Annotated in this window: 25 protein-coding genes; 15 read left to right on the top strand and 10 right to left on the bottom strand. The window is 47.1% G+C overall.

The genetic code is table 11. The features are described from left to right. The first annotated feature begins 76 nt into the window (after positions 1–76). On the top strand, positions 77–1,303 hold the full coding sequence (locus tag RY075_RS18850; protein ID WP_063438095.1) for an integrase arm-type DNA-binding domain-containing protein: 1,227 nt from the start codon (positions 77–79) through the stop codon (positions 1,301–1,303). Positions 1,304–1,499: 196 nt separating this feature from the next. Then, on the top strand, positions 1,500–2,435 hold the full coding sequence (locus tag RY075_RS18845; protein WP_058687311.1) for a hypothetical protein: 936 nt from the start codon (positions 1,500–1,502) through the stop codon (positions 2,433–2,435). A gap of 75 nt (positions 2,436–2,510) precedes the next feature. On the opposite strand, the gene RY075_RS18840 is transcribed toward RY075_RS18845, so the two are convergent. Both RY075_RS18840 and RY075_RS18835 read right to left on the bottom strand, forming a co-directional pair. Next, positions 2,511–4,214: a DUF2326 domain-containing protein gene (locus tag RY075_RS18840; RefSeq protein WP_047644112.1), complete on the bottom strand. Its 1,704-nt coding sequence runs from the start codon at positions 4,212–4,214 to the stop codon at positions 2,511–2,513. Between the two features lie 256 nt (positions 4,215–4,470). Beyond that, positions 4,471–5,418: an ABC-three component system protein gene (locus RY075_RS18835; RefSeq protein WP_047644116.1), complete on the bottom strand. Its 948-nt coding sequence runs from the start codon at positions 5,416–5,418 to the stop codon at positions 4,471–4,473. A gap of 210 nt (positions 5,419–5,628) precedes the next feature. Here RY075_RS18835 and arsR point away from each other — a divergent pair, with 210 nt between their 5' ends. Genes arsR through arsC form a run of 5 tightly spaced genes read left to right on the top strand, consistent with a single transcriptional unit; the run spans position 5,629 to position 9,933 of the window. After that, positions 5,629–5,979: an As(III)-sensing metalloregulatory transcriptional repressor ArsR gene (arsR, locus tag RY075_RS18830; protein WP_057107865.1), complete on the top strand. Its 351-nt coding sequence runs from the start codon at positions 5,629–5,631 to the stop codon at positions 5,977–5,979. A 47-nt stretch (positions 5,980–6,026) separates the two neighbouring features. Beyond that, entirely contained in the window at positions 6,027–6,389 is a 363-nt protein-coding gene (gene arsD / locus RY075_RS18825) for an arsenite efflux transporter metallochaperone ArsD (protein ID WP_047644109.1), read from the top strand. Positions 6,390–6,406: 17 nt separating this feature from the next. Continuing rightward, on the top strand, positions 6,407–8,158 hold the full coding sequence (gene arsA / locus RY075_RS18820) for an arsenite efflux transporter ATPase subunit ArsA (protein ID WP_151602254.1): 1,752 nt from the start codon (positions 6,407–6,409) through the stop codon (positions 8,156–8,158). Positions 8,159–8,205: 47 nt separating this feature from the next. After that, positions 8,206–9,495 (top strand): arsenite efflux transporter membrane subunit ArsB, encoded by a 1,290-nt coding sequence (arsB, locus tag RY075_RS18815; protein ID WP_063438093.1) that lies wholly within the window; start codon positions 8,206–8,208, stop codon positions 9,493–9,495. A gap of 12 nt (positions 9,496–9,507) precedes the next feature. Further along, on the top strand, positions 9,508–9,933 hold the full coding sequence (gene arsC, locus RY075_RS18810) for a glutaredoxin-dependent arsenate reductase (protein WP_063438092.1): 426 nt from the start codon (positions 9,508–9,510) through the stop codon (positions 9,931–9,933). Between the two features lie 34 nt (positions 9,934–9,967). Here arsC and RY075_RS18805 read toward each other — a convergent pair whose 3' ends face one another. From RY075_RS18805 to RY075_RS18770, 8 genes are all read right to left on the bottom strand, one after another. Beyond that, entirely contained in the window at positions 9,968–10,504 is a 537-nt protein-coding gene (locus RY075_RS18805) for a GNAT family N-acetyltransferase (RefSeq protein ID WP_038423326.1), read from the bottom strand. Positions 10,505–10,628: 124 nt separating this feature from the next. After that, complete coding sequence (gene arsA, locus RY075_RS18800; RefSeq protein WP_151602251.1) at positions 10,629–12,386, bottom strand: arsenical pump-driving ATPase; 1,758 nt, start codon at positions 12,384–12,386, stop codon at positions 10,629–10,631. Positions 12,387–12,406: 20 nt separating this feature from the next. Then, complete coding sequence (locus RY075_RS18795) at positions 12,407–12,769, bottom strand: arsenic metallochaperone ArsD family protein (protein ID WP_004129372.1); 363 nt, start codon at positions 12,767–12,769, stop codon at positions 12,407–12,409. Positions 12,770–12,844: 75 nt separating this feature from the next. Continuing rightward, complete coding sequence (locus RY075_RS18790) at positions 12,845–13,390, bottom strand: sigma-70 family RNA polymerase sigma factor (protein ID WP_063618742.1); 546 nt, start codon at positions 13,388–13,390, stop codon at positions 12,845–12,847. An 8-nt stretch (positions 13,391–13,398) separates the two neighbouring features. After that, on the bottom strand, positions 13,399–14,112 hold the full coding sequence (gene arsH / locus RY075_RS18785) for an arsenical resistance protein ArsH (protein ID WP_032410135.1): 714 nt from the start codon (positions 14,110–14,112) through the stop codon (positions 13,399–13,401). A gap of 1 nt (position 14,113) precedes the next feature. Continuing rightward, a complete protein-coding gene (locus tag RY075_RS18780) occupies positions 14,114–14,437 on the bottom strand; it encodes a metalloregulator ArsR/SmtB family transcription factor (protein WP_038423487.1) in 324 nt (107 codons plus the stop codon). Positions 14,438–15,001: 564 nt separating this feature from the next. Then, entirely contained in the window at positions 15,002–15,580 is a 579-nt protein-coding gene (locus RY075_RS18775; RefSeq protein ID WP_338627891.1) for a hypothetical protein, read from the bottom strand. A 279-nt stretch (positions 15,581–15,859) separates the two neighbouring features. Continuing rightward, positions 15,860–16,099: an AlpA family phage regulatory protein gene (locus RY075_RS18770; protein ID WP_048215604.1), complete on the bottom strand. Its 240-nt coding sequence runs from the start codon at positions 16,097–16,099 to the stop codon at positions 15,860–15,862. A 452-nt stretch (positions 16,100–16,551) separates the two neighbouring features. Between RY075_RS18770 and RY075_RS18765 the strand changes: the two genes are divergently transcribed. The 8 genes from RY075_RS18765 to RY075_RS18730 all read left to right on the top strand — a co-directional run bounded on the left by RY075_RS18765 (position 16,552) and on the right by RY075_RS18730 (position 22,151). Further along, positions 16,552–17,649 (top strand): hypothetical protein, encoded by a 1,098-nt coding sequence (locus RY075_RS18765; RefSeq protein ID WP_338627890.1) that lies wholly within the window; start codon positions 16,552–16,554, stop codon positions 17,647–17,649. Between the two features lie 97 nt (positions 17,650–17,746). After that, positions 17,747–18,640 carry a GTPase gene (locus tag RY075_RS18760; RefSeq protein ID WP_063437479.1) on the top strand — a complete coding sequence of 298 codons (894 nt, stop codon included), beginning with the start codon at positions 17,747–17,749 and terminating at the stop codon, positions 18,638–18,640. Between the two features lie 284 nt (positions 18,641–18,924). Continuing rightward, positions 18,925–19,602 (top strand): hypothetical protein, encoded by a 678-nt coding sequence (locus RY075_RS18755; protein ID WP_063437480.1) that lies wholly within the window; start codon positions 18,925–18,927, stop codon positions 19,600–19,602. Positions 19,603–19,700: 98 nt separating this feature from the next. Further along, on the top strand, positions 19,701–20,522 hold the full coding sequence (locus RY075_RS18750) for a DUF932 domain-containing protein (protein ID WP_063437481.1): 822 nt from the start codon (positions 19,701–19,703) through the stop codon (positions 20,520–20,522). 30 nt (positions 20,523–20,552) lie between these two features. Next, positions 20,553–20,996: an antirestriction protein gene (locus RY075_RS18745; protein ID WP_063437482.1), complete on the top strand. Its 444-nt coding sequence runs from the start codon at positions 20,553–20,555 to the stop codon at positions 20,994–20,996. A gap of 12 nt (positions 20,997–21,008) precedes the next feature. Continuing rightward, positions 21,009–21,551 (top strand): DNA repair protein RadC, encoded by a 543-nt coding sequence (radC, locus tag RY075_RS18740; protein WP_082827672.1) that lies wholly within the window; start codon positions 21,009–21,011, stop codon positions 21,549–21,551. Continuing rightward, positions 21,548–21,769, top strand: a complete 222-nt coding sequence (locus RY075_RS18735; RefSeq protein WP_047644100.1) for a DUF987 family protein — start codon at positions 21,548–21,550, stop codon at positions 21,767–21,769. Before radC ends, RY075_RS18735 begins: the two co-directional genes overlap by 4 nt. Before the next feature lie 25 nt (positions 21,770–21,794). Next, positions 21,795–22,151, top strand: coding sequence for a type IV toxin-antitoxin system YeeU family antitoxin (locus RY075_RS18730; protein ID WP_049116113.1), 357 nt, complete (start codon positions 21,795–21,797; stop codon positions 22,149–22,151). Positions 22,152–22,170 lie beyond the last annotated feature (19 nt).

Genomic DNA, 22,170 nt, shown 5'->3' with positions numbered 1-22,170 from the left:
TACTCCCCCAGGGTCAAGCTCAATGTGGGGGTATGGATGGGGGTATAATTGTACCCCCTGCTGAGAGGTACCCCCAATGAAGCTGACAGCTCGTCAGGTTGAAACTGCAAAACCTAAAGATAAGCCCTACAAACTCGCTGATGGTGGTGGTCTTTACCTGCTGGTTAATCCCAACGGTAAAAGATACTGGCGTCTCAAATACCGTTCGCTAGGTAAAGAGAAGCTGCTCGCTATTGGCGTTTACCCCGATGTTTCTTTAGCTGAAGCCAGAAATAAGCGTGAGGATGCAAAAAGGACATTAGCGGCTGGCAACGATCCTTCTCTTGAACGGAAAATTGAGAAACTTAGTCGTCAACAAGATGCAGAAAACTCTTTTGAGGCTATCACGCGGGAGTGGTATCAGCGTCGCTATGACCGCTGGTCTGTCTCCTACCGCGAAGAAATGCTGAGAACCTTTGAAAAGGATGTGTTCCCTTATATCGGTCACCGGCCAATCAAAGATATCAAGCCGATGGAGCTGCTTGCTGTTCTTTCAAAAATAGAAGCACGAGGAGCAACTGAGAAGGTCCGTAAGGTTCGCCAGCGTTGTGGAGAAGTCTGGAAGTATGCCGTTGTGACTGGCAGGGCCGAGTACAATCCAGCACCAGATCTAGCCAGCGCCGTGACTCCTCATGAGAAAGAGCACTATGCTTTTTTAACCCAGGATGAATTGCCAGAGTTTCTTCGGACTCTGAACACCTATGCCGGTAGTGTGCTTGTTAAGATTGCGATGCAATTACTTATTCTGACAGGAGTAAGGCCTGGGGAGTTGAGGCAAGCGGAGTGGCAGGAATTTGATTTTGAGCGGAAGGTTTGGAACGTGCCAGCAGAGCGAATGAAAATGCGCCGACCTCATCTGGTTCCGTTATCAAGCCAGGCAATTGACCTGCTTAATCAGCTTAAACCCATGACTGGAGCAGGAACGTTGCTGTTCCCAGGACGTAATAATCCTAAGAAACCGATGAGTGATATGGCATTAACTGTGTTGGTAAGGCGTATCGGCTATGCCGGGCGCGTTACAGGGCATGGATTCCGCCACACGATGAGTACCATTTTGCATGAGCAGGGATTCAACTCGGCCTGGATTGAGTTACAGCTGGCTCACGTCGATAAGAACTCAATTCGTGGGACGTATAACCATGCTCAATATTTGGAAGGTCGGCGGGAGATGATGCAGTGGTATGGAGATTTCATCGGTCAAGCAGGCAAATCCGGATCATCGCTAGCTTATGCAGCTATTAGCTTGACTGCTGAATTAGAGTGAGAAGGGGCAAGTTGAGCCTCTTCGCTGAGAAGAGGCTCAACGTGAACCTATTTTTTTGGGAGTTAATACTTTTTGCAATTTTTTTTTCGTGCCGTTGGATGTAAAGATCTGCGGGGGTTAGGGAAGAAAATCATGCTATGTTAGTCTTTGAGGAGTGAGTCAAAATGTTATAACTTTTTCAAAGAGGCGTTACATCGTGAAAGTCGTTTTTAATGTTAATGGTAAAAAAGTTCCGCTCAAATCTCTGCAATATATAAGTAAAGCAAATCAACTCGAAGTTATGCGGAATTGGTTTTTTGAGAATTTTGAAGATCCCGCGAACTCTTGCCCGTATGAATCCCGTGAAGGCGGGTATGCTTACATTTATGGGGGCCCATACGAAGCAAGTGAAGAGTTGCAAGCGATGTTTGAAGGACACGTGAAATTTGATTATATCCAAGAATTAGTCAATGAATTACAAGAACAGTGCTATGAATGGTCTGGTAATTCAAATAATATTAATGATTGGTACGATGAAGACTTGTATGATGCTGTTACATCTTCTGAACATCCTTTTTCTAAGTTCGTTGAAAGCATTGATGGAATAAAATTGCTGTCTAAAGGCGAATTTAAAGATAAACAAAAAGATCATCTGCTTAGCATCCTATATATTAATGTCATTACAGCCCTGGAAACACTTTATGTTGAGTTATTTATTAACTCTATAGATAAAAACGACTCATATCTTGCTGACTTTATAGAAAAAGGTAAGACGGAATTTAAGGTAAATAAAGAAATATTGGCTTTGCCATTCAAAGGAGAAACTATTGAAAACATGAGGGCGCAATTAATTAAGGTAATTAAAGAGCATTTGATTAGTGCAAGTTGGCATAGTACAAACAAAGTTGTAGGACGTTATAAAGCTACATTTGATATAAAAGTACATAAAGAGTGGCCAATAGATGCGATCGAAATAGCAACTCAAAAGCGTAATCATTTAGTCCATCGTGGCGGGAAAGATAAAGAAGGTAATTCGGTAGTGATTACTGAACAGGATTTAGAAATGTTGCTGGATCACGCACAATCTCTTGGAGAAAAATTGTTTGATAGCCTTGAGGTGGCATTACAGAAAAAAGATGAGAGTGAATTTTGAGTCTCGGGGTAGGTTGATAGTGCTACCGATAACGAGCAAGCAAATGATACTCGGCAGGCAGTGCCTGCCGGAGGATTACTTTTTACTTCCAAATTGAATGCCGAGAAGTTTATTCTCTGCTTTATCGCCACGTAGAGTAAGAACAATTTTTGATTTCAGTTCTAACATTTCGATTTCAGATAAAGTTGTTTCCATAGCATTAAAGTTTTCAGTGTTTAAAGATGCTATATATTGCTTTCCGCTTCGTTTTAATGACTGATTGACAAATGAGAACCATCTTGCGCGAACACCGGGATCTATATCAGCAAAAAGACGGTTATCATGCCATAGCATATCCATGGCATGGTTTTCACCACATGTAAATACTAACCAGTCAAAGCATAATATCCTAGCATCATTGATCCCATCCGAATCATCACCCTCGATTTGGATGCTTAGATCATAACGAATTTTGTTGTCACCAGTATTAACATCCAAAACTATTCCTGCTGGTACCCTTGGGTACATTATTTCTGCGAGCTCAGCAAAAATTTTATCGTATTCTGAAAGAGGATTTGTAGAAGCATAGTTTACCGCTAATCTGTCTTGTTCAACTTTTCGTTCTCTTAGATTTTGAGCTTTCTGTTGAAGATTAATAGAAAAATTTAAATAATCATGTAACCTTTCTTTTTCTTCTTTAAATTCAGCTAGTTGTCTAGCTATGACTGCGTATTCATCAAATGCTTTCTTGCCTTGCAGGGATTCCAAATATGAATCACGTAATGCTGAAATATCCTTAATGTCAATTTTAAGAGATTCAATTTCTAACAAAAGTTTTACTTTATCATTTTCAAGTCTTTTCTTTCTGTTAAAAGATAATGATTTGTGAAAATTTTCAACTGACTCAAAATGGGCCAATGTTTCTGGCTTGAAAATCTCTTGTAAGCCATTGTACAGTTCAAGAAGCTCTTCTCTTGAAATGTCAGGGTGTTCTAATAAAGTTTTTTCTATATTATTTACTTTAAATTCAGCTATATTTTTGTTTTTTTCAACTTCTCGTAATTTTATAGTTAAACTGTTTGTTTCATTCTCAATAGCTCTGTATTGCTCGTGAACTTGAAATGCATTCAGTTCATCCTGCAGTCTTGGGATCTCTCTTTCTAGCCACTCATAGCGTACTTTAGGTTGAGAGCCTGCTCTAAACATGTCTTTTAGAATATCATCGTCTTGCCAATTTTTTAGAGATTGACTTACTTTATCCAGCTCTTGCTTATTATTTCTTTTAGATAATATTAAATTATGATCTATACCGAGAAGAAATGCGGTACGAAGCAATGCTTCAAAGTCTTGCTCCTTTTTTGTCCTAGTTGGACTGATGCAGTCATCTCTGGTATATCGCGAAAAACGCTTAAATAAAGATCTGAATGATAAATACGGAATGTTATTCTCAAGATTAAATATTCCTATTTTATCTAATAAATCTTTAAATGCTTTTAAAGATATTGTTTTGTCATTTAATAATAATTTTTTTCCATTGCCCGTTCTAGATATTAAGTACTCAACTCCATTATGAGAAAAAAGTAAAGAGAACCACCAATCTGGAACTGCTGAAGTTAATTTTTTATCAGCATTAGCTCCTAAACAATGTTGAATGAGACCGAGAATAAGTGTCTTACCGACTCCGTTACTACTGCCTTCTTTTTCTTTAGAGCTATCACCAATGATCAACGTTAGTCCTGTATCATTGAAATGCACTGGATGAAAAGTTGGCTGATCGCAAGTTAAGCGAATTAACTTCATTTAACTTTCCTTATTTTTTAATTTGTCATCATTGCAACAGATTGGCATTATTCTGTTTTCATTATCTAGCGTTATTTCTTTGATGCAAAAAAGAATGTCTACGGCAAGTATAAATTGTGTAAAAGAGGGCGTGATTATCGTTGATTTATTTTTCCGCTCTATTTTTGTCCATAGTTCTTCTATGGATACCGGTCCATCAATTAACGAACGGATGTATCCTGCAATCGCAATTAGGGAGTTACTAAACCTAACATGCTTATGTGGCAGAAGCATTGCTTGGATGTTCATAAGCATCACATGTCTCAAAATATTTAGCTAAAATTAACTCTGCTGCAAATCGATAACTCGCGACCGCACTTGTGGGAACTTGCGGGGGAAGGAGTTTATCTATCATCCAAGTATATCTTAAATCTGCATAATTGTGGTTATCTTCAGTTATCGCCAATTTACTTTTTGCATAAGTATCTCTAACTTCTTGAGCTATAGTTTGTTCAAGACCACTATCAACAGAATCTAAAAATTCATTTATCAAATATAGTTGATAGCTAAAAGATTCCAGCCTGCTTTTTATTGGTTTTGTAATACCATTTATTTTTATTTTATCTTCGAAGTCCGGGGCTGTTTCACTTAAAAAATTCATGGGTGAAGAAGATTTTTGTGCTAAAAAAGTCAATACTTCGCCAACAGCTCGAGTATCTGTAAAGTCTAAATCAACCTCAGGAATGAAACCTACAATATCTTGCTTTTCACCCTCGGATAATGACATAAACTTTTGAAGTAGCTCCATCCCACCCATTGCACCTGCGTGATTAAGACTTTTACTGATTGCAAGTGTATTTAATGAAAGTCCAACAGGTGCTGGAATACCCTTGAAATAATCATTCATTACAAAAGTATATTTTGATACTTTCCCCCATTTGGCGACTAATTTATCAAAGTCGCCAATCGATTTATTAACAGCTTCTAGCTCTTTGGTTTGATTTGAAGGTTTAGGTCCATAAACTTGGAAGTAATGAGCCTCATGAGCAATCCACCCATCATTCCCGCCATCTCCCCAGTTTCCCCAAGGGGAAACAGCTTGAAAGCCAGGAGTCGCGTATTGCATAACCTTCGAAAAAAGCGCCTGAAAACTGTCTCCCATACATTCATGTACTTTTAACCGAAAGAACTGTCTGTAGAGGTAATCTTGCTGTGTCGAACTCATTTTCCTCTCATCCATGATGAACACTTTTGATGATAATATCCTCTCATTCATTGTTGTAAACCTATGATTAGCAAAATTGGAGATGCTTTCACTTTAGAGTTGGTATCTAAAGGTTATAAATTATCAAAACAGGTTGTATAGATATCAAATTGAATACGATTTGACATATATGTTAATTTGATTAGTATCAGAGAAAAACAGGAGTCCTTAATGTCGCTTATCCCCCTACAACTCTTCAAAAACCTCTCCGATGAAACCCGTTTGGGCATCGTGTTGCTGCTTAGAGAGATGGGAGAGCTGTGCGTGTGCGACCTTTGCACTGCGCTAGAACAGTCGCAGCCCAAGATTTCCCGTCATCTGGCAATGCTCCGGGAAAGTGGTCTATTGCTGGATCGTAAACAGGGCAAGTGGGTTCACTACCGCTTATCCCCGCATATTCCTTCCTGGGCCGCTCAGGTGATTGAGCAGGCCTGGTTAAGCCAACAGGACGATGTGCAGGCCATCGCCCGTAAGCTGGCATCAGCAAACTGCTCTGGTAGCGGTAAGGCTGTTTGTATCTAAAAAATTTGCCTGAACATATATGATTTCTCGAATGTGAGGTGTTCAGAATGAAAAAGTTAACGGTGTTTGACCCGGCAATGTGCTGCAGTACCGGCGTATGTGGCTCAGATGTCGATCAGGTTCTGGTTGATTTTTCTGCTGATGTGCAATGGCTGAAAGGACGTGGCGTACAGGTTGAACGTTACAACCTGGCGCAGCAGCCCATGAGCTTTGTTCAAAATGAGAAAGCGAAAGCATTCCTCGAAGCATCTGGAGCAGAAGGGCTTCCGTTACTGCTGTTGGACGGTGAAACGGTGATGGCAGGGCGATACCCAAAACGCGCTGAGCTGGCTCGCTGGTTCGGTATACCGCTGGAGAAGGTAGGTTTAGCTCCCACCAGCTGTTGTGGTGGTAATACTTCCTGTTGCTGAGTATGTCAGGAGGACATATGAAATTCTTACAGAATATCCCGCCTTACCTGTTTTTTACCGGTAAGGGAGGTGTAGGAAAAACTTCTATTTCCTGCGCGACGGCAATCCGCCTTGCTGAACAGGGTAAGCGGGTTTTGCTGGTCAGTACCGATCCGGCCTCCAATGTCGGCCAGGTATTCGATCAGGCTATCGGTAACACCATTCGCCCTGTGGCAGCAGTTCCTGGACTTTCCGCTCTGGAAATCGACCCGCAGGAAGCCGCCAAACAATATCGTTCCAGAATCGTTGATCCTATCAAAGGTCTTTTGCCTGATGACGTTGTTAACAGTATCAGCGAGCAGCTTTCAGGAGCCTGTACCACTGAGATTGCGGCGTTTGATGAGTTCACCGGCTTATTGACAGACGCTTCCCTGCTGACCCGCTTCGATCACATCATTTTTGATACAGCGCCGACGGGCCACACTATTCGCCTTCTCCAGCTTCCCGGTGCCTGGAGTAACTTCATTGAGAGTAACCCGGATGGTGCTTCCTGTCTTGGCCCAATGGCCGGACTGGAAAAGCAGCGTGAGCAGTATGCTCATGCGGTAGAGGCGTTATCCGATCCTGAACGTACCCGCCTGGTTCTGGTTGCAAGACTGCAAAAATCCACGCTGCAGGAAGTCGCCCGCACCCATGAAGAACTCGCCGCAATTGGCCTGATAAACCAGTACCTGGTGATTAATGGTGTGCTGCCTAAAGCCGAAGCTGAACATGACGCCCTGGCCGCTGCGATATGGCAACGTGAACAGGAGGCACTGGCAAATCTTCCTGCCGGTTTATCCGGGTTGCCGACAGATACCCTATTACTACAGCCAGTCAATATGGTTGGTGTTTCAGCATTGAAGGGACTGCTGGATACCCGTTCTGAGGCATTACCGCTCCCGGTAACGAACATCCAGTACACGCCTGAAAACATATCGCTCTCTGGCCTGGTCAATGATATCGCTCGCAGTGAACACGGCCTGATTATGCTGATGGGCAAAGGTGGCGTGGGTAAAACCACGATGGCTGCTGCCATCGCCGTAAGGCTGGCGGATATGGGATTTGATGTCCATCTCACCACCTCAGATCCCGCTGCACATCTCAGTACCACGCTGAACGGTAGCCTTAATAACCTGCAGGTCAGCAGGATTAATCCACACGAAGAAACCGAACGCTATCGCCAGCATGTTCTTGAGACGAAGGGTAAAGATCTGGACGAAGCAGGGAAACGGCTACTGGAAGAGGATTTGCGCTCTCCCTGTACTGAAGAAATTGCCGTGTTTCAGGCCTTTTCCAGGGTGATTCGTGAAGCGGGTAAACGGTTTGTTGTCATGGATACCGCCCCTACCGGACACACGCTGTTGCTGCTGGATGCGACCGGGGCTTACCACCGAGAGATTGCAAAAAAAATGGGGAGTAAAGGTCATTTTACTACCCCAATGATGCAGCTTCAGGATCCGGATAGAACCAAAGTTCTGCTTGTTACGCTTCCTGAAACCACACCGGTTCAGGAAGCGGCAAACCTGCAGGCTGACCTTGAAAGAGCGGGGATTCATCCGTGGGGCTGGATTATCAATAACAGCCTTTCCATTGCGGATACGCGTTCTCCGTTGCTTTGCCAGCGCGCCCGGCAGGAACGGCCTCAGATTGAGGCTGTTAAGAATCAGCACGCTGAACGTATAGCGCTTGTTCCGGTGCTGGCGTCAGAGCCCGCCGGTATTAAAAAGCTCAGAGAGTTGATGAGTTAATTTTTTGGCATATACAGGGCGGCAAAGTCGCCCTGTCAGGAGGTTTTATGTTACTGGCAGGCGCTATTTTTGTCCTGACCATTGTTTTGGTTATCTGGCAACCAAAGGGATTAGGGATCGGCTGGAGTGCAATGCTGGGCGCGGGACTGGCTCTGATATCTGGCGTTGTGCATCTGGGCGATATTCCGGTGGTGTGGAATATCGTCTGGAACGCGACGGCGACCTTTATTGCCGTAATTATTATCAGCCTGCTGCTTGATGAGTCCGGCTTTTTCGAATGGGCAGCGCTGCACGTTTCCCGCTGGGGTAACGGTCGTGGACGTTTGCTCTTTACGTATATCGTTCTGCTCGGTGCGGCGGTGGCGGCACTGTTTGCCAACGATGGTGCGGCACTTATTCTGACGCCGATAGTCATCGCCATGCTGCTGGCATTAGGGTTCAGCAAAGGCACGACACTGGCATTTGTCATGGCTGCCGGGTTTATTGCCGATACGGCCAGCCTGCCGCTTATCGTGTCGAACCTGGTGAATATCGTCTCGGCGGACTTCTTTGGACTGGGCTTCACCGAGTATGCGTCGGTAATGGTGCCGGTTGATATTGCAGCCATTGTTGCCACGCTGGTTATGCTGTATCTGTTCTTCCGCAAGGATATCCCACCGACTTACGACCTGGCTCTTCTGAAAGCTCCGGCAAAAGCGATTAAAGATCTGGCAACCTTCAGAACCGGCTGGATAGTTTTAATACTTCTGCTGGTTGGGTTCTTTGTCCTTGAGCCGCTCGGTATTCCCGTTAGCGCGATTGCGGCTGTTGGCGCTGTGATCCTGTTTGCAGTAGCTAAACGAGGCCATGCCATTAACACTGGCAAAGTGCTGCGCGGTGCGCCATGGCAGATCGTCATCTTCTCATTGGGGATGTACCTGGTGGTCTACGGTCTGCGCAACGCCGGGCTAACCGAATACCTTTCAGGTGTGCTGAATGTACTGGCGGATAAAGGACTCTGGGCTGCGACGCTGGGTACTGGCTTCCTGACGGCTTTCCTGTCTTCCATCATGAACAACATGCCTACCGTGCTGGTTGGCGCTCTTTCTATCGATGGAAGCACCGCAACAGGCGTTATCAAAGAAGCGATGATTTATGCCAACGTGATTGGCTGCGATCTGGGACCTAAAATTACACCTATTGGTAGCCTGGCAACGCTGCTCTGGTTGCATGTCCTTTCACAGAAGAATATGACCATCACCTGGGGATACTATTTCCGCACCGGGATCGTCATGACTCTGCCTGTGCTGTTTGTAACGCTGGCAGCGCTGGCGCTACGTCTCTCTTTCACTTTGTAATGAGATACTGATATGAGCAATATCACCATTTATCACAACCCGGCCTGCGGCACGTCGCGTAATACGCTGGAGATGATCCGCAACAGCGGTAATGAACCAACCGTTATTCATTATCTTGAAAATCCACCGTCACGCGATGAACTGGTCAAACTTATCGCAGATATGGGGATTACAGTACGGGCGCTGCTGCGTAAAAACGTCGAGCCTTATGAAGAACTGGGGCTTGCGGAAGATAAGTTTACTGACGATCAGTTAATCGATTTTATGCTTCAGCATCCGATCCTGATTAACCGCCCGATTGTGGTGACAGCGTTGGGAACGCGTCTGTGCCGCCCTTCCGAAGTGGTACTGGATATTCTTCCGGATGCGCAAAAAGGCGCATTTGCTAAGGAAGACGGCGAGAAAGTCGTTGATGAAACAGGTAAGCGATTGAAATAAAGATAAAGGGGGCAGACGCCCCCTTATTCCTGCCTCAGAGCATAAGATCTGAATCTTCTGGCAGAGTACTATTCCCTTCACCAAGTTTCATTTGTAGCAAAACCGTGTCAAGCCAGCGGCCATGTTTGAAACCAATATCCTTTAATGTGCCTATTTCAGTAAATCCTGCGCGGATATGCAGCGCAACAGAAGCGACGTTAGCGCTGTCACCCACAACAGCAATCATCTGACGATATCCCTCAGATTCGGCCCATTTTAATGCATGATCGAGCAGTGCTTTTCCGACGCCCTGTCGCTGATAAGCCGGATCAATATATATCGAATTTTCAACCGTGAACCGATAAGCATGGCGTTCGCGGTAACGGGAAATATAACAGTAGCCGATAATCGTATCGCCCTGCAGGGCGACATACCATGGGAATCCCCGAGACTGAATGCTCCTCAGTCGGTTAAGCATTTCCTGCGTATCCGGAGGTTCGGTTTCGAAGCTACCTGTACCATGCAGAACATGGTGAGCATAGATATTGCGTATCGCGGTAATGTGCTGTTCTTCAGCATTAATAATGTGCATCGTGTTACTCCAGTAATGGTGTTTTACAAACTACCGGAATTCGCGACAGCAGGTTAAGTACTTAAACTTATAACCTGTATAAGCAAAAGTTTGGCTGCAGTAAATGGGGCCGTAGCCCCATCTATTAGCCTGCCATTTTTGCCAGCAGAGCCGCACCCACTGGTTCTTCGTTCTGCAGTGGCGTTAATGCAATACGCTTTGCAAACTGCTCTGTAACGTCATTTATCAGCGGCAGTTCGCGGCTGGCTCGGGTTACCAGGAACGGTGAGGACGGTTTCGCAGCAGCCAGACTGCTATTGATTACCCATGCCCATGGTTCAATTTCAGCCCGACGCAAATCCTGTTGCAGGTTTGCTGCTTCCAGCACCGGTGTCGTTTCGGCAAGCGTCACGATAATCACCTTCGTCTTCTCCGGGTCCCGCAATTGCATCATTGGCGTCATCACCTGGTCATGTGTTTGCCCCATCTGGCGCACCATTTCCCGGTGATAGGCTCCGGTTGCATCCAGTAGCAACAGCGTATGGCCCGTGGGTGCCGTGTCCATAATGACAAAATGGTCGTCGGCCTCTTTGATGATCCGTGAGAATGCCTGGAAGACCGCGATCTCTTCAGTACAGGGCGAACGGAGATCTTCCTCCAGTACCGTCAGCCCTTCCGCATCCAGCCCTTTCCCCTGATTTTCCAGAACAAAGCGACGATAGCGTTCCGTCTCTACCTTCGGGTCGATACGGCTGACCTGAAGATTTGGTAGCGAGCCATCCAGAGTATAAGACAGATGTGCTGCCGGATCTGACGTCGTCAGATGGACCTTATGGCCGCGTTTTGCCAGAGATACCGCCACCGATGCCGCAAGAGTCGTTTTGCCCACACCGCCTTTACCCATCGTCATTACCAGACCTTTACCTGTCAGGCTGAGTTCATCCACCAGCGAGGCAAGTTTCGGTAAATCCAGAGTATTCAGCGTGGTAGTTGGGAGAGACATCGAGGCTTCGCTCTCTGTAAATAACTCACGCAAGGCTTCGAGACCGACCAGATTAAATGGCTTCAGATACAGCTGCGAGCGGGGAAGGTGCGCCAGATTCTCTGGCATAGCAAGTAGCGCTTGTTCTTCCCGAGCCAAAATACTTTGCGCCAGCGGATCATTTTCACCCACAAATGGCGGCAACACGCCATTAATGGCAAGGTGTTGATGCTGCAAACCGATAGCAGATAGCTCATCATGAGTATGGGAAACCTCTTTTAGTGTCGAAGCCTGGGCGCGGGCAACCAGAACCAGACGCGTGAGTGCAGCATCAGAGAGCGCCTTAACCGCGTCTGAGTACTGGTGCTGTTGTTTCTCCAGCCCCACCAGCGGCCCGAGGTTAGCGGCAGCATCAGGGTTCGTTTCGAGATAACCGCTCCAGGCTCCTGGCAGCTCAAGCATACGGATGGTATGACCGGTTGGCGCTGTATCAAATACGATATGGTCATACTTTTCCCGCAACTCATGGTTGGTAAGAAGACCAGTAAACTCATCAAATGCCGCGATTTCCGTAGTACAAGAACCGGAGAGTTGCTCTTCAATACTGCTGACCACATCGGCTGGCATCAGCCCGCGAACAGGGTCGAGCACTCGGTCACGATAGGCTTGCGCTGCAGCCATCGGGTCAACTTCCATCGCCGCAAGATTTTGTACGGTACTGATATCTGTGATTCGGTGGCCGATAGTCTGGCTAAATACCTGGCCGACATTGGAAGCCGGATCGGTACTCACCAGAAGTGTTCTCTTGCCTTGATCGGCCAGCCATACCGCAGTAGCACAGGCCAGAGATGTTTTACCCACGCCACCTTTGCCTGTGAAGAAGATGAACGGAGGAATGTCTTTTAAAAATGGCATATTCATCAGTGATAGCTCCTCTGGAATTAAGGCATACGTGGAATGCTGCAGCAGCTTGGTTGCGTGCTGTCTTCGTTCCAGTCCTGAGTAAGCGGAGTACCTGCCCATCGGGCGATATCTTCACGAGTCGGCAGTTTGCCTGCCATTACCAGCTTGCCGTCAAGTAAGGTGACAGGAAGGGATTCCATCCCTGATGTGTTCAGGAACTCTTTGATGACAGGCGTATTCAGGAACTGCTGCGGATTCTTCGCGAGGCTGTAGCGCTGAATATCAACGCCATTTTTTTTCGCCCATTCGGCGCTGGCGTTCCATTTGACGGCTTCGTCACTGACCACAACGCTACTGGTTGCGCAGCAGCCTGCAGCTTCAAAGATCTCAATTTTTGACATGGACTGTTTACCTCTGTGTTTAGTCATTTGGCTTTACACTGAGGTAAACGAAGGTGGTGGGAAAAAGATGCGCGATTAATTCATTTTTTTGTGGCAGCAGACGGGAGACATGTCATCCGCCTCAATCTGACAAAGTTCTGTCATCGTTTCTTTCAGGTGCTTCCTGGCCCGAAGCAGACGGGATTTAAACGCCGTAAGCGTGATTCCCAGTTCATCGGCCAGAGACTGCTGGGGACGCCGGTTAAGGTCGGACTCTTCAATCAACCACCGCTCATCTTCGGGTAAAGCCTGTAATGTTTCAGGCAGGCATATACCCAGCATTGAGATTGCATCAGGGGATGCGTCTGTTAATAGGGCATCTTCTTCCAGCTCAACAAACTCCCTGGTGGTGCGGTACTCATCAATCAGCAGATTCCTCGCCGCCCGATATAGCCAGGCTCGCGGATTCTCCATCTCGCAGAAACTGTCTGAATGAGCGCGGGCACGCAGGAATAGCTCTTGCAGAAGGTCGGCTGCTTTTTCGCTATCACCTGTCTTCGATGTCAGGAAGCGAGAGAGTTCGGCTTCATGTTGCCGCCAGAACACGCTCATGCAGTTGTTGAATGCCGTTATATCACTCATACCAGCCCTCAGATTTTGCTCTGATTAACCCGCCGGGAAAGTTCTTCTGCTGACTCTTTTCGTTCGCTGTAGCGATCAACGAGATAGGCTGAGTTACCTCGGGTCAGCAGAGTAAATTTCACCAGTTCTTCCATCACATCCACGATCCGGTCGTAATAAGACGACGGCTTCATGCGTCCATCTTCATCAAACTCCTGCCAGGCTTTTGCGACAGAGGACTGATTCGGGATGGTGATCATCCGCATCCAGCGGCCAAGAATGCGCATCTGGTTTACGGCATTGAAAGACTGAGAGCCACCGCAGACCTGCATTACGGCCAGCGTCTTACCCTGCGAAGGGCGAACTGCACCTTCTGATAACGGTATCCAATCAATCTGGGCCTTCATGATGCCGGTCATCGCACCATGGCGTTCAGGGGAACACCACACCATCCCTTCGGACCAACGAACCAGCTCGCGCAGTTCCATGACTTTAGGATGCGAGTCAGGTGCATCATCAGGAAGAGGCAAGCCAGAAGGATTGAAGATCCGCACGTCTGCGCCCATTGCGGTCAGTAACCTTGCCGCTTCTTCCGTTGCCAGTCGGCTATAGGAACGTTCGCGCACAGAGCCGTACAACATGAGGATACGTGGAGGATGGGGAACGGCAGGAACACCGAATCTTGCCTCTGTGATTGAGGTGTCGAACAAACCCGAATCAACATTCTTAAGATCACCTGTCATTTTAGTTCTCCGTCTTCTGGGGCATGGTGAGGCAGTCGTCAGTTCCTGAGCAGCATTCTTCGGTCAGGAAGGCAATCAGAGCCTCAAGGTTTTCATATCGAGCATGGCAAAAGAGCGTTCTGCCCTGACGTTCCTGGCGTACCAGAGAGACTGATATCAGCGATGAGAGATGATGGCTCAGCGTAGAGGCAGGGATGTCGAGCCGCTTCTGCAGTTCGCCAACCGGTAACCCTTTATGTCCGGCTTTAACCAGCTCTCTGTACACGCTCAGTCGTGTAGGATGACCCAGCTCTTTCAGGGTGTCTGCTGCTTTTGAAAGCTCCATTTGCATTTTATTTCTATATTTCCGGAATTGTGGAAATAATAACTTATTTTCCCAGGAAACCATAGTCAACATGCCTGAGAGTCAAACTGGAGAAACGACTTAATCTGCAACGGAGGTTCCAGTGGTCACGATGCTTAACCTGAGTTGAAGGGCTGTTCCACTGCTGGTATCGGCAGAGTTAGCCCTTTGGCAGTAGAGCGATGAGGCTTTACTTAACTGCTCAAGCGCTCTCAAACGCCAGCCACGCCGCTCGGCATCACTACATCATCCAGCCAGGCTATCCCGGCAGACCCTAAGCCGGGTGATGTATAAACTGTATTCCGCCACCTTTACCACGATCGTGTTCTCTGGCTGTTTCATTTTTGATTTCCCTTGTTTGACAGGTATGAGAAATACCCGACAGGAGAGCTGCCGGGTATAAATGGAGTTGTGGATTTGCTGATTCACTGCGGTTGGAGCGACAAGCTTCAAGTGTGCTGGTCCGGTCACGACTGCGAGGACATTATTTGTCGCCGTAATAACGGGGTTTGTACAGGATGCAGAGCCAGTTGCGTAGCCGTAGGATCAGGGGCCTGGCTTACGTGGACGCCCTGCCGCTGAGCGTGGAGGAACGTCATTACAGCCGTATGCACACAAACCTTCTTTTTGTTCTTCCTTAGCCAGATAGCTCAGAACATGACGGATATTGTTAATGCTTTCCGGATCGTTATACCGAACAGGTATATTGATATTTCCAGAATACTGCGGCCGATATTCACATCGGTGCGATACGCCGTCCCGGTGCGTTATTTCCTCCCAAAGTGTATTTGCTGTAAGGGCAAAGGGATAAGAGTGCTGTGTTTTTTGTCTGTCCAGCCAGAATACGACATGCGCATGGTATCTATGTCGTTCAGTCCATTCGACAACCCAGAAATAGCCCACCACACCTTTCTCTTTTGTCATTTTCTCCATTAGTTCACGCAAGTCATGTTCAAGTGTTTGGTGATTTAAGTGTGAATACCTGACACTTTCCTTTTGGTAGAAAAAATCCATACGTAATGCCAAAAGGCATGAGTATCTGTATATCATTTCATCGATGTGCGCATTAAGAACTGAAGCCAGAAACCAGTCTTCATTAAAATTTCTATCTGAATTTTTAAGCATGATTATTCCACTGCATATGATGAGAGAGGTCAGTACAAGCACTAATTTAATGATATTTCATGCAAGGCTTTTCTTTAAGCCAATACTGAACTGATACTTAAATTAATTATCACTTTAAAAAGATGATAGTGGTTGTTGAAATATTGTTTGCGAGGGTGCTTGAACGGGCTTTGATAGTAAGCGATGAATATAAGAACAAATGAGAGTGAGTATAATTATATTAAAAAACCTATATTAAATTACGTAACCTTCCTGTGTAAAACACCAACATTAAAGGTTCTAACCTCGAGATGCTTGTATTCTATCCAGCATCCATTTTTCCACTTCGCTTTTTAGCCAGCGTGAGCTACGCCCCAGTTTAATTGGTGCAGGGAACGCATTTTCTGAAATTAATCGGTAGAACCATTTATCGGTCATGTTTGTATAGCCAGTGATGAATGTCATATCAACGAGCTGATCATTCAGTAAAGATGTGGTTGTTTGGGTACTGGATGATATCGGATGAGTTTTGTTTGTCATGGTAATGCTCCCGCGATTTAGTGTGAGTTCGGGAGAGGGCCAGTTGCCATCGATAGAGTAACGGGCATCCTTCTCATACCATCAGCTGATAAGTAGAAAATTACATCAGCTAGTTCTCACCAGCTAGTAGTGCTGTCAGGACACAACGTGTCCAGCCCTGTACCCTGATAATAAGAACAGAACTGACGTGAGCTACATTCGCGGTGCGCGTGACAATGTAAAACATAGTGAATGCCTGCCACAAATTTATGTATGCTGTACAAGTTTATGAATGTTCATTTTTACCTGGTAAATCGCCGGAACCCCCTTTATTTTAGAGGTTGGCGTCGATTTTACTCTTACAAAAAACTTACAATTTTCGAGCTATTTTCATTCAAAATAAAAACTTGTTTACTTCATAATCGATTCATTATACATACTGTTTATGGTGGATTTTACTACAGGAGGTAACGGTGAGCGATAGTGATAATGAGAATTATTATCCAAAAGGGATTGGTAAACTGGGCGCTGAAGAATTAGCAAGGCCAGAAGAACCTCCCCTTGAGGGAGGGAGCCGCTTTACCAGTCCTGAGAGAGAATTTAGTATCGACTCTTGGCCAGAAGGTGAGTCTGCGCAGGCGGCCGAGGATTCTGATATTGAAGTCAGGACAGGAGAACCGATCTCAAGCCCCCCGGTGTCTGAAAGCAGTAATAACGCCACCAGGGGTGATGAAGCTTTTAAGCGTTTAATGCAAAATATGCAGGCCGGGGAAAAACGCAATGTTAAAACTAAAAGTCTTCATGGTGAAGATTCTTCATGTCTACAAGACGTCGATTTAAAGTGGTTGAAGGGGGCGGTTAATTCACGTGCTATTTTTTGGTTCTGGGCGTATATACGAAAAGCCTCTGCCCGGGAGCTTTATTTACCTGAAGATACGGCTGTGTTAATTCCGGGATGGGATCAAAGAGAGGAAAACTTATACTCTTTTTTCAGACTATCTGGTAATCCAACGAGTTCAGCTGAAAGAAGTCGGGTAATTATTACCTTCATGAATAAACTGTCTTGTTCCCTCAGTCCATATCAAAGTAAGAAAACATTCGATTATATTCGTAGTATCTGGCTTGTTTTTAATAGTCAGGTTCAAAGCCCCAGATGGTTAAAGAAAAATGATAATGAAGGCATTGAGTGGGCATGGTCGTATTTATCAAAGAAAAAGGATATAAAAAGAAATGTTCTGTCCTGGTTTAAACCCGCAGACCTTAATGAGCGATACATTGGTGTAATGGGCGCGATTGATTGCTGGGCCATCCCGAATAAACTGGATGTGGAAAATTACAGAAAATTTCTGGATGATAAAAGTGCACTCCTGAAAAAAATGAGTGATTCTTTTAAGCAACGAAAAAGAAGGTCTGGAAAACATGATTTGACAATCTCTGCCAAAGCCAGCAAGGAATTATCTGAGTTAGCAGTGGCACTTAATAAAAAAGAGATTAAAGTTATTGAAAAACTTATTCATGATGAGTATCTAAGATATAAAAGCAAGCTTTTTGATTACAAAAATCCATCCTAGACAGGCAACGATAACTCCAAAAAATATAACGCCTACATTACTCATGTGAGTCGCCGGGAGAAAAATTTCCCGGCTAGTTTTTTCACAGGAGTAAATCATGCCTCAAATCCCCGATCCGCAGGATACCAGTGATGTGGTGCGTACCTGCCTCAATCTCTTACCCCGGCAGGCTACTGAACGTATTCTGTCCCGCCTCCAGGAGGCGATTAACTATGAACCCGTGATAGGCATCATGGGCAAAAGTGGTGCGGGCAAGAGTTCATTATGCAACGCGCTTTTTCAGCAACCCGTTTGTCTGACCAGTGATTTGTTAGGCTGCACCCGCGAACCCCAGCGTCTGTTACTCACCGTTGGTGAGCACAGCATGACACTGGTGGATTTACCGGGTGTGGGCGAAACACCGGAATACGACGAGGAATATCTGGCGCTCTATAAGGCGTTGCTGGGAGAGCTGGATTTGATTATTTGGGTACTGCGTGCCGATGACCGTGCCCGGGCAACGGATATCACGACATACAGGGCACTGATGGAAGCCGGTGCTGAACCTTCACGTTTCCTGTTTGTACTCACTCAGGCCGACCGTATTCCACCCCTCAGGGATGGTGAGCCCTGGCAGGCATCACCTTCTTCTGAGCAATGCCTTTCACTAGCTTCAGTCAGTGCGCAGGTTGCCGGTCAGTTGCCGTCCTCTTTCCCGGTCATGGCTGTCTCTGCACATACCGGCTATAACCTGCCCGCCCTGGTGGAGTTGATTGTGCATGCCTTGCCCGTACAGGCCAGCAGTACCGTGTATTGCCAGCTGAAACCAGAGCATCAGACCCCGTACACTGATGCCGCTGTACGGCAGCAGTTTGGTGAGGCAGCGGGTAAGGCTTTTGACACGGTGATTAATCCTGACCACCTGCCTTCTGTCTGGACTGCTCTGTTAAGGAGTATCCGACAAAAGTTAGTGCAACTTGCCACGGCATTATGGGACCGAATATTTGGCTGAAATCTGCCGCTTTACCCCTCAATTACCACATTCAAAAAACAGTATATTGATCTGTAAAAACGATCGATAATAGAATATCGATCGTTTTTATCTATTAAAATATCGATGTATAAGCCCCCTATTGATCGCTTTTACCTATCAAAGCAAAGGGATATTTCTTTCTTAAAAGTCTTCATGAGCACGACGAACAGGGATGTTGACATGATGGTCTGGATACAAAGATGCATCAGGTTCTGTGTACCGCGTCCCCCGTTGCCGCTTCTGATTCATTAATAAGGTGACATATGAAAATTCAGACCGTGATTGCACTTGTTTTGTCAGCCGTTTCGGTTTCTGCTCAGGCGGGTAACTGGGCTGTGAAAAACGGCTGGTGCCAGACGCTGACCGATAATGGTCAGGCACTGGTGATGCTGAAAAACAACACCATTGGCATCTTTGGTCAGTTGCAGGGCTGCCCCAATGGCCCGCAGGAGCTGATGGGGAGTCGCATCAGTGTAAACGGCAATCTGGTACCCACGTCTCAGTTGTGCAACCAGCAAACAGGATTTAAGGCTGTTGAGGTTGAAGGCGGGCAGGCACCTGCAGCCGCCAGAAAGGCAATTGCTTCGATTGCAGGTCAGGAAACATCGACCCTTCAGGTCTTTGGTGCGCAACTGACATTCACCCGTGGGGACATGATGACGGTCTGCCCGAAATACGTATCTGCCCTTGCTGCCAGTGCCGGGAGTCGAGCGCCGGAGATTAACAAAGGCTCAGTCATGAAAGCGGCCAAAGAAGCGTACACGAAAGAGTATGACCGTGACACGGCTGAGGCCGCTGATTTTGGCAGCTACAAAGTGGAGGGAAATACTGTGGTTTATGAGGTCTACAATGCCGGATATCGTACCTACGATAAGGTGGTGGTGACCGTTGGTGCTGATGGTAAGGCCACCGGTGCCAGGGTTGAATACATGGGGCAATAACGTCTTATCCGCCACGCCATTTTTAATGTTAAAGGCCATGTTCCTTCGGGAGCGTGGCCTTTTCTTTTTATACCGATAAACACACAAAGGAGTGGATTATGCGATTAGCATCCCGCTTTGGTGCGGTGAACCTAGTTCGCCGTGACCGTCCCTTAACCCGTGATGAACTTGCTCACTATGTTCCCAGCGTGTTCGGGAGTGACAAGCATGAATCTCGTTCAGACAGGTACACCTACATCCCGACCATCACCATCCTCGAAAGCCTGCTGCGTGAAGGCTTTGAGCCGTTCTTTGCCTGCCAGACAAAGGTTCGCGACCAGAGCAAGAGGGAACACACCAAACACATGCTTCGCCTGCGTCGTGCCGGTCAACTGACCGGGCATCAGGTACCGGAAATCATTTTGCTCAACAGTCATGACGGCTCCTCGAGCTATCAGATGCTGCCGGGACTGTTTCGTGGCGTCTGTACCAACGGCCTGGTCTGCGGTCAGTCATTCGGAGAAGTGCGGGTACCGCATAAAGGTAATGTCGTCGAGAAGGTGATTGAAGGGGCTTACGAAGTGCTCGGGGTCTTTGATCGGGTGGATGAGAAACGCGATGCAATGCAGTCGCTGGCGTTACCAGCCCCGGCCCGTCACGCGCTGGCAAATGCCGCACTGAAGTATCGATTTGGTGAGGAGCACCAGCCGGTCACGGTATCGCAGTTGCTGACCCCACGTCGCCGGGAGGACTACAGCGATGACCTGTGGACCGTATACCAGCGCGTGCAGGAGAACCTGATGAAAGGTGGATTGTCGGGGCGAACCGCTCAGGGGAAAAGCAGCCGCACCCGTGCTGTTACCGGTATTGATGGCGATGTGAAGCTCAATCGCGCCCTGTGGGTTATGGCAGAAAACATGCTCGATTTTTTCGGGCGTTAAACAAGAGTTCCGGCATAAGGAGATAGTTTAATGAATACACAAAATAATCAGTTCGCGGAGCATACCGCAATTACTGCCTCAGTGGTCCCGGACGAGTTACGCATCGGCTTCTGGCCGCAGCACTTTGGCTCCATCCCACAATGGATAACCCTTGAACCTCGCATTTTCGCCTGGATGGATCGACTGTGTGCCGATTACCAAGGTGGTATCTGGCGCTTTTCGACACTCAGCAACGGCGGTGCTTTCATGGCTCCTGAGTCAGAGCACGATGAGAAATGGGCATTGTTCAACAGCATGAATGGCAACGGCGCGGAACTTACTGGAGAAGCGGCAGGTATAGTCGCCTGCCTGATGGCATACAGCCATCACGCCTGCCGTACCGAATGTGACGCGATGACTGAGCACTATTATCGCTTACGAGACTTCGCGTTGAACCATCCAGAGTGCAGCGCCATTATGCATCTAATCGACTGAGGAATACCTGACATGAATACCGCATTATCCCCGGTGTCATTACAGCCTGAACTTTTCCAACTGACGGTTATGGCCCAGCATGGTTGCCTGCTCCCCGCGACCTCCGGATTGACACCTTATGCCCAACGGACCATCCGCCGCGCTATCAACCTGCTGGATAAATATCTTCGTCAGCCTGGCATATCCTTTACTTCAAGTACGGCAGCCCGTGACTGGCTTCGGTTAAAGCTGGCAGGACAAGAACGGGAAGTGTTTATGGTGCTCTATCTCGATAACCAGCATCGTTTACTGGAGAGTGAAACACTGTTTGCCGGTTCGGTTAACCATGTGCAGGTCCATCCCCGTGAAGTGGTGAAGTCTGCGCTTCGCTTCAATGCTGCAGCTGTCGTGCTGGCGCATAACCATCCATCCGGCGATCCGAAGCCCAGCCAATGCGATCGCAACATTACTGGCAGGCTTAAAGAAGTGCTGGCACTGGTTGATGTGAACATGCTCGATCATCTGGTCATCGGTTCAGAGGGCATTGTGTCGTTCGCAGAGCGAGGCTGGATATGAAAATCATCAGCAAACGCCAGGCAATGACCCTGTACCGGCAACATCCTGGCTCCCGACTGTTTCGCTTCAGTACGAGCAAATATAAATGGTCAGGTAGTATCTGTCATTATGCTGGCCGCGAGGTGGAGGACATACGCGGCGTTCTGGCCGTGTTTGCTGAACGTCGTCAGGACCGCAATGGTCCCTATGTCATTCTTCGAAGCGTTACTCTCAATTAATCCTTCACTTTAATCAGGAACAATAATGAACAATCACTCAGAATCCGGTGCCATACCGGAGAATCCCCCCTGCCAGCAGTGGGGGCTAAAGAGTACGATTACACCCTGTTTTGGAGCACGTCTGGTGCAGGAAGGCGACCGCCTGCATTTTCTCGCTGACCGCGCCGGGTTTAACGGTGCTTTCAGCGACGAGCATGCGTTGCGCCTCGACCAGGCCTTCCCGTTGATACTCAAGCAGCTGGAGCTGATACTCACCAGCGGAGAACTCTCCCCCCGCCATCAGCACTGTGTCACCCTCTATCACAACGGACTCACCTGCGAAGCCGATACGCTTGGTAGTTGTGGCTACGTATACATCGCCATTTATCCCACTCAACGTTAATTACTTTCACGAGAGAAAA

It is taken from the genome of Enterobacter sp. JJBC (genome assembly GCF_036936505.1).
Classification (GTDB): domain Bacteria; phylum Pseudomonadota; class Gammaproteobacteria; order Enterobacterales; family Enterobacteriaceae; genus Enterobacter; species Enterobacter hormaechei_C.
Note: the sequence above shows the minus strand (reverse complement) of the source record. Positions and strands in the feature narration are given on the sequence as shown.